At 71.1% G+C, this 13,958-nt stretch carries 13 protein-coding genes; 2 read left to right on the top strand and 11 right to left on the bottom strand.

Translation table 11 applies throughout. From position 1 onward, the window contains the following. Nucleotides 1-58 precede the first annotated feature (58 nt). Nucleotides 59-940, top strand: coding sequence for a homoserine kinase (locus EFA46_RS00885; RefSeq protein ID WP_123075654.1), 882 nt, complete (start codon nucleotides 59-61; stop codon nucleotides 938-940). A 96-nt stretch (nucleotides 941-1,036) separates the two neighbouring features. Here the strand turns inward: EFA46_RS00885 and EFA46_RS00890 are convergent, their stop codons facing one another. The 8 genes from EFA46_RS00890 to EFA46_RS00925 all read right to left on the bottom strand — a co-directional run bounded on the left by EFA46_RS00890 (nucleotide 1,037) and on the right by EFA46_RS00925 (nucleotide 10,103). Next, nucleotides 1,037-2,005: an isocitrate/isopropylmalate dehydrogenase family protein gene (locus EFA46_RS00890; RefSeq protein ID WP_123075652.1), complete on the bottom strand. Its 969-nt coding sequence runs from the start codon at nucleotides 2,003-2,005 to the stop codon at nucleotides 1,037-1,039. Continuing rightward, entirely contained in the window at nucleotides 1,998-2,648 is a 651-nt protein-coding gene (gene leuD, locus EFA46_RS00895) for a 3-isopropylmalate dehydratase small subunit (protein ID WP_123075650.1), read from the bottom strand. The genes EFA46_RS00890 and leuD overlap by 8 nt, the downstream gene beginning before the upstream one ends. Beyond that, nucleotides 2,645-4,066, bottom strand: coding sequence for a 3-isopropylmalate dehydratase large subunit (leuC, locus tag EFA46_RS00900; protein WP_123075648.1), 1,422 nt, complete (start codon nucleotides 4,064-4,066; stop codon nucleotides 2,645-2,647). Before leuC ends, leuD begins: the two co-directional genes overlap by 4 nt. Before the next feature lie 33 nt (nucleotides 4,067-4,099). Then, nucleotides 4,100-5,155 (bottom strand): ketol-acid reductoisomerase, encoded by a 1,056-nt coding sequence (gene ilvC, locus EFA46_RS00905; protein WP_123075646.1) that lies wholly within the window; start codon nucleotides 5,153-5,155, stop codon nucleotides 4,100-4,102. Beyond that, nucleotides 5,148-5,759: an acetolactate synthase small subunit gene (ilvN, locus tag EFA46_RS00910; RefSeq protein WP_123075644.1), complete on the bottom strand. Its 612-nt coding sequence runs from the start codon at nucleotides 5,757-5,759 to the stop codon at nucleotides 5,148-5,150. Before ilvN ends, ilvC begins: the two co-directional genes overlap by 8 nt. A 37-nt stretch (nucleotides 5,760-5,796) precedes the next feature. Next, nucleotides 5,797-7,527: a biosynthetic-type acetolactate synthase large subunit gene (ilvB, locus tag EFA46_RS00915; RefSeq protein WP_123075642.1), complete on the bottom strand. Its 1,731-nt coding sequence runs from the start codon at nucleotides 7,525-7,527 to the stop codon at nucleotides 5,797-5,799. Between the two features lie 235 nt (nucleotides 7,528-7,762). Next, nucleotides 7,763-8,965, bottom strand: coding sequence for a LeuA family protein (locus tag EFA46_RS00920; protein WP_255494071.1), 1,203 nt, complete (start codon nucleotides 8,963-8,965; stop codon nucleotides 7,763-7,765). Nucleotides 8,966-9,236: 271 nt separating this feature from the next. After that, nucleotides 9,237-10,103 carry a ZIP family metal transporter gene (locus tag EFA46_RS00925; protein ID WP_123075638.1) on the bottom strand — a complete coding sequence of 289 codons (867 nt, stop codon included), beginning with the start codon at nucleotides 10,101-10,103 and terminating at the stop codon, nucleotides 9,237-9,239. 91 nt (nucleotides 10,104-10,194) lie between these two features. Here EFA46_RS00925 and EFA46_RS00930 point away from each other — a divergent pair, with 91 nt between their 5' ends. Further along, nucleotides 10,195-10,884: a YqjF family protein gene (locus tag EFA46_RS00930; protein WP_123075636.1), complete on the top strand. Its 690-nt coding sequence runs from the start codon at nucleotides 10,195-10,197 to the stop codon at nucleotides 10,882-10,884. 22 nt (nucleotides 10,885-10,906) lie between these two features. Here EFA46_RS00930 and EFA46_RS00935 read toward each other — a convergent pair whose 3' ends face one another. Genes EFA46_RS00935 through EFA46_RS00945 form a run of 3 tightly spaced genes read right to left on the bottom strand, consistent with a single transcriptional unit; the run spans nucleotide 10,907 to nucleotide 13,894 of the window. Beyond that, entirely contained in the window at nucleotides 10,907-11,545 is a 639-nt protein-coding gene (locus tag EFA46_RS00935) for a helix-turn-helix domain-containing protein (protein ID WP_123075634.1), read from the bottom strand. Between the two features lie 45 nt (nucleotides 11,546-11,590). After that, the gene (locus EFA46_RS00940; protein WP_123075632.1) at nucleotides 11,591-12,922 is read right to left on the bottom strand and encodes a GTPase; all 1,332 of its coding nucleotides are present in this window, start codon (nucleotides 12,920-12,922) and stop codon (nucleotides 11,591-11,593) included. 54 nt (nucleotides 12,923-12,976) lie between these two features. Further along, complete coding sequence (locus EFA46_RS00945) at nucleotides 12,977-13,894, bottom strand: sodium:calcium antiporter (protein WP_123075630.1); 918 nt, start codon at nucleotides 13,892-13,894, stop codon at nucleotides 12,977-12,979. Nucleotides 13,895-13,958: the final 64 nt, after the last annotated feature.

The following is a 13,958-nucleotide window of genomic DNA, read 5'->3' on the forward strand; positions in this document are numbered from 1 at the left end:
GTTCCGGCCGCGCCGCGCGTTCGCTACCCTTTTCCCCCACGGTACGGTACGGGCGCGCATGCTCACGGTCCGTGCCCCCGCGACGAGTGCGAACCTCGGGAGCGGGTTCGACGTCTTCGGCGTCGCGCTCGACCGGCCCGCCGACGTCGTCAGCGTCGAACGCGCCGACGAGACCACTATCGAGGTCTCGGGCGCGGGCGCGCAGTACATCCCCGAAGACCCCCGGAAGAACACCGCCGGCGTGGTCGCCCGTGAACTCGACGCGCCCGCGCACATCCGCATCGACAAGGGGGTGCGCCCGTCCTCTGGGCTGGGCTCCAGCGCCGCCTCCGCCGCCGCCACCGCCGTCGCGCTCGACGCGCTCTACGAGCGCAACCTCACCGGCGACGAACTCGTCCGCGTCGCCGCCGAGGGCGAAGCCGCCGTCTCCGGCGAAGCGCACGCCGACAACGTCGCGCCCTCGATCCTCGGCGGCTTCACCGTCGTCCGGGAGGACGGCGTCTTCAGCGTCGACGCGGACGTCCCCCTCGTGGCGTGCCTCCCCGACATCGCCGTCTCGACGCGCGACGCGCGCGGCGTCGTCCCCGAGAGCGCGGCGATGGACGACGTCGTCCACACCGTCGGGAGCGCCGCCACCCTCACCGCAGGGATGCAGCGCGACGACCCGGCGCTCGTCGGGCGCGGGATGGACGAGCGCGTCGTCACGCCCGCCCGCGCGAAACTCATCGACGGCTACGACGACGTCTGCGCGGCCGCGACGGACGCGGGCGCGACTGGCGTCACCGTCAGCGGCGCCGGCCCCGCCATCATCGCCGCCTGCTATCCCGCCCGCCAACGCGCCGTCGCCGCCGCGATGGTCGAGGCGTTCGAGGACGCCGGCGTGGACGCGCGCGCCTACCGCTCGACGGTCGGATCGGGCGCGGAGATACTCGGCGAGTAAGCCGCCCGAGCGCGTGTTTCGTCGCGCGAGACGTCGACGGAGAGACGCGTCGCTCGGCGGGCGGGAGACCGAGTAGAAACCGAACGGGGGCGGCGCTTAGAGCCGCTCGATGATGTCGTTCGTCACGTCGGCGGTGGACGCGTTACCGCCGAGGTCGGGCGTGCGCGGGCCGTGCGCGAGGCCGTCCTCGACGGCGTCACGCACCGCGTCGCCCTCCTCCTCGTAGCCGAGGTAGTCGAGGAGCATCGCCGCCGAGAGCACCGTCGCGCAGGGGTTCGCGACGCCCTGCCCGGCGATGTCCGGCGCGGTACCGTGCACGGGCTCGAAGAGCGCGCGCTCCTCGCCGATGTTCGCGGAGGGCAGGAGGCCGAGCCCCCCCACGAGGCCGGCGGCGAGGTCGGAGAGGACGTCGCCAGCGAGGTTCGGGCAGACGACGACCTCGTACTCCTCGGGGCGCAGACAGAGGTGCATCGCGAGCGCGTCCATCAGCGCGGCGTCCGTCTCGACGCCGTTCTCCTCGGCGACCGACTGCACGGTGTCGCGGAAGAGCCCGTCCGTCTCGCGCATCACGTTCGCCTTGTGGGCGACCGTGAACCCGTCCGGGGCGTAATCGCAGGCGTACTCGGCGAGGCGCTCGCTCGCGGACTTCGAGACGACGCGCGTCAGCGTCGAGACGTCGTCCGTGAGCCGCGACTCGTGGCCGGCGTAGACTCCCTCCGTGTTCTCGCGGAGAAAGACGATGTCCATGTCGGGCTTCACAGCGTCCACGCCCGGGTACGTGCGCGCGGGCCGGACGTTCACGAAGGAGCCGACGGCGTCACGAAGCGGGAGGATGACGTCCGCCGCGCTCTCGCCGGCCGCGCCGAACAGCGTCGCGTCCGCGTCCGCGACGAGCGCGCGCGTCTCCTCGGGGAGCGGGTCGCCGCCCTCGGCGGCGACGTGGTCGCCGGCCGTCGCCTCCACGAACTCGAAGTCGATACCCGTGGCCTGCAGGACGTCGACCGCCGCAGGGACGACCTCCTTGCCGATGCCGTCGCCGGGGATGACGACGATCTCCTCAGTCATCGGCCTCGGCCTCCGGAAGCGAGTCGGACTCGACGTACGGGAGGGACTCGGCCACGTCGCGCGTCGCCGCCGCGTTCGCCTCCATCAGCGCGGTCGTGTCCCAGACGCCCTCGACGAGCGCCTTGTGCTGTGCCTTGTCGACGTTCGCGCTCATCTCCGTGCCGTCGTACTCGACGACTTCGCGCACGACGTCGACGTGCAGTTCCTCGTCCGGGTGGTCGTCCACCCACTGCTGGAGGGCGTTGATGGACTCGTGGTCCGCCGTGAGCGTCGGGATGCCGAGCGCGAGGCAGTTGCCCGCGAAGATTTCGGCGAAGGACTCGCCGATGATCGCGTCGATACCCCAACGCATCAGCGCCTGCGGGGCGTGCTCGCGCGAGGAGCCACAGCCGAAGTTCGAGTTCACCACGAGGACGTTCGCGTCCTGGAAGCGCTCCTCGTTGAACGGGTGGTCCTTCTGGTTGTCCTCGTCGTCGAAGCGCTGGTCGAAGAAGGCGTACTCGCCGAGGCCGTCGAACGTGACGACCTTCATGAAGCGCGCGGGGATTATCTGGTCGGTGTCGATGTCGTTCCCGCGAATCGGGATGCCGCTCCCGGTCACTTCCTCGACGGTCTCGGCCGGCCCCTCGGAGAGGTCGCTCATGCGAGGCTCACCTCCTTCAGGTCGCGCACGTCAGTCACTTCCCCGGTGACGGCGGCGGCGGCGACCATACGCGGGTTCATCAGGACGGTGCGGCCGTCCTTCGAACCCTGTCGGCCGATGAAGTTCCGGTTCGAGGAGGACGCACACGCCTCGTCGCCCTCTAGCTGGTCGTCGTTCATCCCGAGACACATCGAACAGCCGGCGTCGCGCCAGTCGAAGCCGGCCTCGGTGAAGACCTCGTCGAGGCCCTCGGCCTCGGCGGCGGCCTTCACGCGCTGGCTGCCGGGGACGACGAACGCGCGCACGTCGTCCGCGACCTCGCGGCCCTCGACGATCCGCGCGGCGGCGCGCAGGTCGGGCAGGCGGGCGTTCGTACAGGAGCCGAGGAAGGCGACGTCGATGTCGTAGCCCTCCATCGTCTCGCCGGGTTCGACGCGCATGTGGTCCTGCGCGCGTCGCGCGACGTCCGCGTCGCCGGACTCCATCTCCTCGGGGTCCGGGATGGGGTCCGTGATGCCGATGCCCTGACCCGGAGTGGTCCCCCACGTGACGACCGGTTCGAGGTCGGAGGCGTCGATGGTGACGACGTCGTCGTACTCCGCGTCGTCGTCGGTGCGGATGGACTCCCAGTACTCCTTGTGGCGCTCGAACTTCTCGGGGTCGTCGGCGTACTCGTCGGTCTCCGCGAGCCACTCGTAGGTGGTCTCGTCGGGGTTGACGTAGCCGGCGCGCGCGCCGCCCTCGATGGACATGTTGCAGATGGACATGCGGCCCTCCATCCCGAGGTTCTCGATGGCCTCGCCGCCGTACTCGTAGACGTAGCCGACGCCGCCGTCGGTCCCGAGCCGGCGGATGATCTCGAGGATGATGTCCTTCGCCTCGACGCCGGGACCGAGTTCGCCCTCGACCTCGATGCGTCGGACCTTCTGCTTCTCCATCGCGATGCACTGCGTCGCGAGGACGTCCCGAATCTGCGAGGTGCCGATGCCGAACGCGACGGCGCCGAACGCGCCGTGCGTCGCCGTGTGCGAGTCGCCACAGACGATGGTCTTGCCGGGCGTCGTGATGCCCTGCTCCGGCCCGATGACGTGGACGATGCCCTGATTGCCCGTCGTCGGGTCGTCGAACTCGATGCCGGCGTCCCGGACGTTCTCCTCGAGCTCCTCCATCATCCGCTCGGCGGCGTCGTTCTTGAACGGCCGCGAGCGGTCGTCCGTCGGGACGATGTGGTCGACGGTCGCGTGCGTCAGCTCGGGGTAGGCGACGTCGATGTCGCGCTCGCGCAGCATCCCGAACGCCTGCGGGCTCGTCACCTCGTGGATGAGGTGGAGGCCGACGAAGAGCTGGGTCTGACCCGTCGGGAGCGTCGTGACGGTGTGCTCGTCCCAGACCTTGTCGTAGAGCGTTCCCTCGCTCATACGCGCCCCTCCGTCGGGACGGCCGTCGCGGCCTCAGTCATCCGCGGACACCTCGGCGACCTCCTCTTCGTCCTCGGACTCCTCCTCGGCCCACGCGAAGAGCTCGCGGAGGCGCTCGCCGACCTCCTCGATGTCGTGGTTCTCCTCGCGGGCCCGAAGCTGCTTGTACTTCGGCCGGTTCGCCTGGTTCTCGGTGATCCACTCCTGAGCGAACTCGCCGTTCTGGACCTGTTCGAGGACCTCCTCCATGTTCTCGCGGGCCGTCTCGTCGACGACGACGGGGCCCTGCGTCAGCCCGCCGTACTCGGCGGTGTCGGAGACGGAGTCCCACATCTCCGTCAGCCCGCCCTCGTACATCAGGTCGACGATGAGCTTCAGTTCGTTCAGCACCTCGAAGTAGGCCATCTCGGGGCTGTAGCCCGCGTCCACGAGGACCTCGTAGCCCTGCTTGACGAGCGCGGTCGCCCCCCCGCAGAGGACGGCCTGCTCGCCGAAGAGGTCGGTCTCGGTCTCCTCGCGGAACGTCGTCTCGATGACGCCGGCGCGCGCGCAGCCGATGGCGCTCGCGTACGCGAGCGCTTCCCCCTTCGCCTCGCCCGTCTCGTCCTGATAGACGGCGACGAGGCCGGGCGTGCCTTCGCCGGCCTCGTAGTTCCGGCGGACGAGGTGGCCGGGGGACTTCGGCGCGACCATCGTCACGTCGATGCCCTCCTTCGGCTCGATCTGGCCGTAGTGGATGTTGAAGCCGTGCGCGAACTGGAGGGTGTCGCCGGCCTCGAGCTCGTCCTCGATCTGGTCGTAGACGGCGGGCTGGACGGTGTCGGGGACGAGGATGCTCACGACGTCTGCCTCGGCGGCGGCCTCGACGGGCGTCGCGACGCGCAGGCCGTCATCCTCTGCGGCGCTCCGGGAGGCGGAGCCCTCGCGAAGGCCGACGACGACGTCGACGCCGGACTCGTGGAGGTTCTGGGCGTGCGCGTGGCCCTGACTGCCGTAGCCGAGGACGGCGACGGTCTTGTCCGCGATGTGGTCCGCGTTCGTGTCTTCTTCGTGATATACGGGCTGGGTGAACTCTGTGTCGTCAGTCATCGGTAGTAGTGTCGTCGTATGCGGTGAACTCGGTGCCGCCGGCGAGCGCGGCGGTGCCCGTGCGGGCGACCTCGCGCACGCCGAACCGTTCGAACGCCTCGACCGCGGCGTCGATCTCTGCTTCCGTGCCGGTCAGCTCGACCGTCACGACCTCGGGGCCGGCCTCGACGGCCTCGCCGCCGTACATCTCCGCGACGGCCGCGACGCCCGCCGGGTCGTCGTCGCCGACCTTGATGAGCGCGAGCTCGCGCTCGGTCGCGGCCTCGAGTTCGCGGACCGCGTGGACGGGGACGAGCTTTCGGAGCTGGCGCTTGACCTGCTCGACGCCGGGGTCGGTCTCCTCGACGACGATGGTCATGCGCGCGAGCCCCTCGGCGGCCGTCGGGCCGACCGTGAGGCTCTCGATGTTGAACTGTCGGCGCGCGAACAGCCCCGAGACCTCGGCGAGGACGCCGGGCTCGTGGTCGACGAGCGCCGAGAGCACTTCGCGTCGGACCTCGGGTTCGGACTCCGCCTCGGGGTCGATGCGGATGCCCTGCTTGTTCCGGCGGCCCGACGGATGCGGGCGCTCCTCGGGCGCGGGGCCGGGGAGTTCGCCAGTCATCGCGCGACACCTCCGGTCGAGTCGGTGTACGTCGTGCTCATAGGTGCTCCTCCTGGAGCGCGAAGCGGCCGTTCGCACCGCCGCTCGCGACCATCGGGTAGACGTCTTCGCGGGGGTCGATGTGACAGTCGATGACGCTCGGACCGTCGTAGTCGCGGGCGGCCTGAATGGTGTCCGCGACGTCGTCGTAGTCGTCGAGCGTGAAGCCCTTCGCGCCGAACGCCTCGGCGAGCGTCGCGAAGTCCGGCCCCCACGGGTACTCGGAGGCCATCCGGCGGCCCTCGAAGAAGGCGTCCTGCCACTGTCGGACCATCCCGACGGCCTCGTTGTTCAGCACGCAGACCGTGAGGTCGAGGTTCTCGCGGACGGCGACGGAGAGGCCCTGGACGGTCATCAGGAAGGAGCCGTCGCCGTCGAAGCAGACGACTTCCTGCTCGGGGGCGGCGACCTTCGCGCCGATGGCGGCGGGGAGGCCGTAGCCCATCGTCCCGAGGCCGTGACTCGAGATCCACGTCCGGGGCTCGGTGAACGTCCAGTACTGGACGGCCCACATCTGGTGCTGGCCGACGCCCGTCGTGACGATGGTGTCGTCGTCGGTCGCCTCGCTGAACGCCTCGACGACGAACTGCGGCTTGAGCGGGTCGTCATCGGGGGCGTCGTAGTCCATCGGGTACTCCTCCTTCCAGTGGAGACAGCGGTCGCGCCACCCCTCGGCGTCCGGCGCGCGCGGCAGCGCGTCGTCGAGCTGGCGCAGGACCGTGCTGGCGTCCCCGACGAGCGGGTAGTCCGCGTGGATGTTCTTCGAGATCTCCGAGGCGTCGATGTCGACGTGGGCGATTTCGGCCTCGGGCGCGAACGTGTCGACGCCGCCCGTGAGGCGGTCGTCGAAGCGCGTGCCGACGGCGAGCATGACGTCGCAGTGCGTGATCGCCATGTTCGCGTAGCCGGTGCCGTGCATGCCCGCCATCTCCATGGCGAGGTCGTGCGTCTCGTCGAACGCGCCGACGCCCGGCATCGTCGTGACGACGGGAATCCCGTGGTCGACGGCGAACTGCCGGAGCTCCTCGGTCGCGTCGCCCTTGATGACGCCGCCGCCCGCGAGGATGACCGGCCGCTCGGCGTTCGCGAGCGCGTGCGCGGCACGGCTCACCTCGTCGGGGTCGGCCTCGTCGGGGACGACGTGCGTCTCCGGGCCCTCGGCGGGGCCGGGGCGGGCGACGTCCTCCGCGTTCGAGACGTCCTTCGGCAGGTCGACGAGCGTCGGACCCTGTCGGCCGTCGCGGGCGAGCGCGAACGCCTCGCCGACGGTGTCGCCGACGGTGTCGGGGTCGCTCGCGAAGTAGCTCGCCTTCGTGACGGGGCGCGTGATGCCGGTCGTGTCGGCCTCCTGGAAGGCGTCGTTGCCGACCATGTCGGTCGCGACCTGCCCGGTGAGCGCCAACATCGGCTCGGAGTCCATGTCGGCGTCCGCGATGCCGGTCACGAGGTTGGTCGCGCCCGGACCGGAGGTCGCGAGGCAGACGCCGGGGTCGCCGGTGACGGCGCCGTAGGCGTCTGCGGCGTGCGCGGCGCCCTGCTCGTGCGCCATCGTGATGTGCTCGATATCGCTCTGGTAGAGCGCGTCGTAAATCGGCATGATCGCCCCGCCCTGGACGCCGAAGGCGGCCTCGACGCCGGCGTCCTCAAGCGCGGCGACGACGGACGACGCTCCGGTGGGGAGCGTGTCGTCGCCCTTCTCCGTGGTTCGTTCGGTTTCGCTCTCGCTCATTGTGTGTGCGTGTGTGTGGCTGCGTTGCTGGTCGGTTCGGCGGACGATACGGACGGCCGGTTGGAAGGAGGAGAGTGGGGGCTTACGCCCCTACGATAGGCGTGCGTACCGCGGCGATGACACTCACGCGACGTCGGAGAGACTGCGTGGGTGCTGGTCGCATCGTTGTCGGAAGCACGCGATGCATCTATTTGAAGCTTTCCGGCCGTGCAAACGTTGCCGAACGAGGGCATTCTCAGGCCCTCACTTCGGTGGACGCGCGCTCGATGCCGACGTCCTCCGCGAACTCGTGGAGGTCGTCGGTCGTGACGCGCCGCTTCTGCGAAGCGTGCTCCTTCACGCGCTTGGTGACCGCCACCACCTCGTCGTCGGTCGGCTCGTAGCCGGCCTCCTCCAAGTGCTGGCGGACCGCGTTCGTCCCGGTGTGCTTCCCGAGGACGATGGAGCGCTCGGCGCCGATCATCTCCGGCGTCATCACGCCGGGTTCGAAGGTCTCGGCGTTCTCGATGACGCCCGCCGCGTGGATGCCCGACTCGTGGCTGAAGGCGTTGTCGCCCACCACGGGCTTGTTCGCGGGCACCGGCACGTCGGCCTTCTCGGAGACGATCCGCGAGAGCTCGGCGATGTAGGTCGTGTCGATGCCGGTGTCGACGCCGAAGAGGCTCTCGACCGCCATCACGACCTCCTCGAGGGCGGCGTTCCCGGCGCGCTCGCCGATGCCGTTCACGCTCACCTGCGCCTGATGGGCGCCGGCGACGAACCCCTCGACGGCGTTCGCCGTCGCCATCCCGAAGTCGTCGTGGGCGTGGACGTCCACGCGCGCGTCGGTGTGCTCGCGGACGAAGCGCACGAGGTCCGCGAACCGACTCGGCGTCGCGACGCCGACGGTGTCGGGGATGTTCACCCAATCGACGCCGACCTCGTCGACGGCCTCGAGTATCTCCTGGAGATACTCGGGGTCCGTCCGGGTGGCGTCCATCGGGGAGTACATGACTTCGACGCCCGCGTCCGTCACCTGCTCGACGGCGGCGACGGAGCGCTCGACGACCTCCTCGCGGGTGGCGTGCATCGAGTCCTCGATCTGGACGTCGCTGGTGGACGCGAAGACGTGCACCAGGTCGACGCCGGCGTCGAGTGCGGCGTCGATGTCGGACTCGACGACGCGCGCCAGCCCGCAGGTCGTGGCGCTCGTGTCGGCCGCGATGTCCTGGACGGCCTCGAACTCCGCTTCGGAGTTCGCGGGGAAGCCCGCCTCGATGACGTGGACCCCCATCTGGTCGAGCAGCGCGGCTATCTCGCGCTTGTCGTCGTAGTCGAACGACGTGCGTGGCGTCTGCTCGCCGTCTCGGAGCGTCGTGTCGAAGATCCGTGCGTCGTCGATCTCGTCATTAGTATGGGCTAAAGTGCCCTGGAAGAACCCGTTCCCCCGGACTCGCACCGGGAATGTCGTTGGATGACATCGTGTACGTTCGTCCAGACCTGCCAGCCATATAAGAGTGTCCATCGGTCCCGATACTGCCCCGCCCGAAACCCGCCGGGCGGCCCCGAGAGCCGCGAGACCGCCCGAGGGAGGCGCCAATAAGGACGTATTAGGATACCCCTACACCTCATATTTCCACGGTGGGGTTGCCACGGGCGGTCGCCGGCGGTGGTCGAACGTGGAGGTGTCGGGTCGCGTGGCGGGCCGTTCTGGACGAACGCCGAGTGCGTCAGACGACGCCGAGCGCGACGCTGGCGGCGAAGACGGCGAGCGCGCCGACGGCGGTGCTGGCGACGGCCTGCGTGCGGAGCCGGTCGAGGAGGTCGTGGTCGTGGCCGTCCTCGTGGCGCGTGACGACGTCGTGTATCTCGCCGCCGACCTCGCAGTCGGGGAGGAAGTCCATGGCGACGTGGAGGAAGACGCCGGCGGCGAACCCGAAGACGACGGCGTCGACGGCGGGGTCGGCGGGGATGCGCAGGAGGCCGACGGCGACGGCGGCGATGCCGACGCCGGCGGCGGGCAGGAGGAGCGGGAGGACGGAGCGGTCGGCGAGGCGGAGCCGGCGCGCGGCGGCGTATCCCGCCGGCCCCTTGTGCGAGACGATGGCGAGGCCGAGGACGGCGCCGAGTTCGGGCATCGCGGCGTAGACGGCGCCGATGATGAGCCCGGCGGAGAGCGCGTGTGCGGTGATCTGTGCGGTGGTGCGGTCCATCGGGAGGTCGAGGTGGGAGAGCCGGTGGCCGATGGTGTGCGCGGCGAAGCCGGTGAGGACGCCGGCGGCGAGACCGAAGCCGGCGAGTTTCGGCTGGTAGCCGACGGCTTGCGGGACGAGGAAGACGGCGGCGCTGGTGACCATCGCCCCGCTCGCGAGCCCGTAGCCCCAGACGAGGCCGCGCGCGGCGTCGGCGTCGGCGCGGACGCCGAAGAGGGTCCCGAACGACATGGCGGCGAAGGCGACCCAGCCGATACCGACGACTTTGCCGGCGCGCCCGACGGCGAGCGCGTACGCGGAGAGCGCGACGAGGAGGGCGACGGCGGCGAGGCCGACGGCCGTCTCGCCGCGTCTTTCGTAAACGAGGGAGGTTGTTTGTGCCACTATTAGTAAAACAGGTGGTGTAGTTATTAATTCTGTCGGTGTCCGCGACGCCGGCCGGCACACAGAAGGGCGCACACGGCGAAGCACCGGTATGCGCGTCATCTCGATGGACTGGCGGGACGTCTGCGTCGCCTCCTACGCCGTCGACCCGGCCGTCGTCGCCGAGACGCTCCCCGAGGGCGTGACGGTCGACACCTACGAGGGCGACGCCTACCTCTCCGTCGTCCCCTTCGTCATGGGCGACGTCCGCCCCTACGGGTTCCCGCGACGCGTGGGCCCGACGTTCGGCGAGTTGAACCTCCGCACGTACGTCACCGGGGACGGCGGACCCGGCATCTACTTCTACAACCTCGACGCCACCGACCGCCTCGGCGTCGCCATCGCCCGCGCGACCTACCGCCTCCCCTACTACAACGCGAGCCAGCGCGTCGTCCGGCGCGGCGAGACGGTCGAGTTCGAGAGCGAGCGCACCCACTCGGGCGTGCCGCCCTGCGAGTTCGACGCCGACTACACGCCGCGCGGCGAGCCCAGACCCGCCGAGCCCGGGAGCCTGAGCGAGTTCCTCCTCGAGCGCTATCGCTTCTACGTCGAGGGGCGCGACACGCTCCTCCGTGGCGAGGTCGAGCACGACCCGTGGGAGCTCCGGGCGGCCGACTACGACGTCCGGGCGAACGACCTCTTCGACGTCAACGGCTTCGAGACGCCCGAGGGCGAGCCGCACGTCGTCTACAGCCCGGGCGTCGAGGTGGCGGCGCACGCGCCGACGAGCGCGGAGCGATAGCCCGCGCCCACTGGTCGTCCGCTCAGAGAAGCGTGCCCTCGACGAGCGCGGCGTGCGCGCGCCGGAGGCGCTCGGAGAGCGATTGGTCGGAGATACCGATGTCGGTGGCGAGGTCGACCGTCGTGATGTCGCGCGGAATCTCGTAGAACCCCGCGTCGTACGCGCGCACGAGCGTCTCGCGTTGGTTCGCGGTGAGTCCGTACGCGCGCTCGCCCGACGGGTCGAAGCGGCTGAGGCTCGTCACCGACAGGTCGATGCCGTCGTCGCGGCAGGCGTCGTGGAACTCGGAGAGGGCGTCCTGCGTCGGGAAGCGCGCGCTGAACTCCCACTCCTCGCGGTCGCCAGAGGCGCCGGTGAGGCTGGCGGACGCCGCCTCGAGGTGCGCGAAGACGCCGCGCGGTGGCTCCGTCCAGTCGATGCGGTAGAGCCGCCGGTCCTCGAAGGCGTCGACGACGCTCACATCGGCGACGTCCGCGTCCTCCCCGAGGCGCCCCTCGTAGGCGTCGAGGGCGCGCTCGTCCGCGTACGCCCAGAGGAGCGGCGGCGTTCGATTGCCGAGTGGTACGACGCGGTCGAGTTCGGCTCGTATCCCCCCTTCCGGCATGGCGCGACCGAGTGCGAACTGGCCGCCCGGAACGGTGAACGTCAGAACGACGCTCATCCCCTGACCCTACTGCGCACCCGCTGATAAAGCCACCCGAGACACTCAGCGGTCGAGGCCGGCCTCGAGGAGCGCCCCGGCGTCGGTGTCGCGGAACTCGACGTCGTAGTGCGCGCGGACGACCGGCGCGTCGACGTCGACGACGGCGGCGAGGTCGATGGGCGTCCCGGCGACGACGACGTCCGGGTCGGCGGCGTCGATGGTGGCTTCGAGGTCGGCGACCTGCGCGTCGCTGTACCCCATCGCGGGGAGCACGCGGTCGAGGTGGTCGTACTCCTCGAGGACGGCCGCGAGCTCGCCGACGGCGTGCGGCGCCGGGTCGACGAGCGACGCCGCGCCGTACCGGTCGGCGGCGACGTAGCCCGCGCCGTGGGGCGCGCCGCCGTGCGTGAGCGTCGGGCCGTCCTCGACGACGAGGGCGTCCGCGCCCGCGATGCGCTCGCGCTCGCCCTCGGCGACGGAGACCACCGAGTCGGCGTGGTGCACGGGGGCGTCGTCGGGCGCGAGGCGCTCGGCGACGTTCGTCGCCTCGGCGATCTGGTCGTCGCTCGCGGCGTTCTCCTTCGTGACGAGGGCGGCGTCGGCGCGACGGAGGTTGGTCTCGCCGGGGTGATAGCGCTCGCCGTGGTCCGGGCGGAGGGCATCGACGAGCACGACGTGGTAGTCGGGACGGGCGAACGCGAGCTCGTTGTTCCCGCCGTCCCAGAGCACGACGTCGGCCTCTTCGCTCGCTCGCTCGAACACCGCGCGGTAGTCGACGCCCGCGTAGACGACGCGGCCCGCCGCGACGTGCTGTTCGTACTCCTCGCGTTCCTCCACGGTGAGCCCCGCGAGGTCGGCGTCGTCCGCGAAGCGCTCGACGCGCTTCTCGACGAGGTCGCCGTACGGCATCGGCTCGCGGACGACGGCGACGTCGAGGCCGCGCGAGTCGAGTTCGTCGGCGAACGCGCCCGCCACCTGCGACTTCCCACAGCCGGTGCGGACGGCGTTCACGGCGACGACCGGGACGTCCACGTCCACCTGCACGCTCCGGGGGCCGAGTATCTCGAAGTCCGCGCCGGCGGCGAGCGCGCGCGAGGCCGCGTGCATCACGTGCTCGTGGGTGACGTCGGAGTAGGAGAAGTAGACGGTGTCGACGGCGCGGTCCGCGACGAGGGCCCCGAGGTCGGCCTCGGGGACGACGGGGATGGCGCCTCGCCCCTCCGGGGTGAGGGCGGCGGGGAAGTCCGCGATGCCGGCCGCGTCGGTCTCGCCGAGGTTCTGGCCGGGCGCGCGCGTGAACGCGACGACCTCGCGGTCGGGGTCGTCCCGGAGTTCGACGAAGTAGTCGTGGAAGTCCCGTCCGGCGGCGCCCATCACGACGACACGTTCGGTCATGGCTCGGGGTAGCGGCGGGCGCGCGAAAAGCGTACAGGCCGACGCGCCCCCGACCTACACGATGAGGAACGCGGGGAGGTAGAGCGCGGCGACGAGGAGGCCGACCCGTCGCCCCATCGTCGGGCGGAGCGCGAAGTAGGCGACGACGGCGGCGGAGACGGCGAGCATGTAGCCACCGGCGAGGAGGACGCGGGAGACGTGCGCGACGTGGAGCGTGCCGACGGTGGCGCCGAAGCCGAGGCTGAACAGCGGATCGGTGACGTTCGACCCGAAGAGCGTGCCGACGGCGATGCCGTCCTCGTCGGCGCGCACCGCCTGGAGGGCGACGGCGATCTCGGGGACGGTGGTTCCGAGGCCGGTGACGACGCCCACCAGATACGGCGGGACGCCGACGGCGAGCGCGAACGCGCGGCCCTCGGTGACGAGGAGGTGGCCGCCCGCGAGGACGAGCGCGAGGCCGCAGACGAGCCAGAGCGCGGCCTTCCGGAGGTCGTGGATGCCGTCGTGGTCGCTCGCGCGGGCGGCGAAGTCCGCGCGCTCGGCGACGAGCGCGAGGAAGCCGAGGTAGAGCGCGCACATGAGCGCGCCCTCGACGCGCCCGACGGTGCCGGAGGCGGCGGCGACGAGCATCACGGCCATGGCGGCGAGCATCCCGCCGCCGTAGGCGGGGAGGCGCTCGCGCGGGATGGTGAGCGTGGAGACGGCGGCGACGAGGCCCACGCCCAGCGTTATCTGTGAGGTCGCGGAGCCGACGACGTGGCCGACGGCGAGCGTCCCGGCGCCGTAGACGGCGGCGTACGCGGTGGTGGCGATTTCGGGGACGCTGGAGCCGACGGCGACGACGGTGACGCCGACGAAGAGCGCGCTGACGCCGGCGTGGTCCGCGAGGCCGCTCCCGGCGGCGACGACGCGGTCCGCGCCGTAGACGAGGACGACGAGGCCGACGGCGAGGAGGACGAGCGAGGCGAGCATCGCGTTACGCGGAGCGCGGCGCGGCCGGGCGCCCGGCGTGTCGCGCGCTGGGAGCGTCGCTGTC

The sequence above is a fragment of the Halarchaeum sp. CBA1220 genome (assembly GCF_003721175.2).
GTDB classification, from domain to species: Archaea; Halobacteriota; Halobacteria; order Halobacteriales; family Halobacteriaceae; genus Halarchaeum; species Halarchaeum grantii.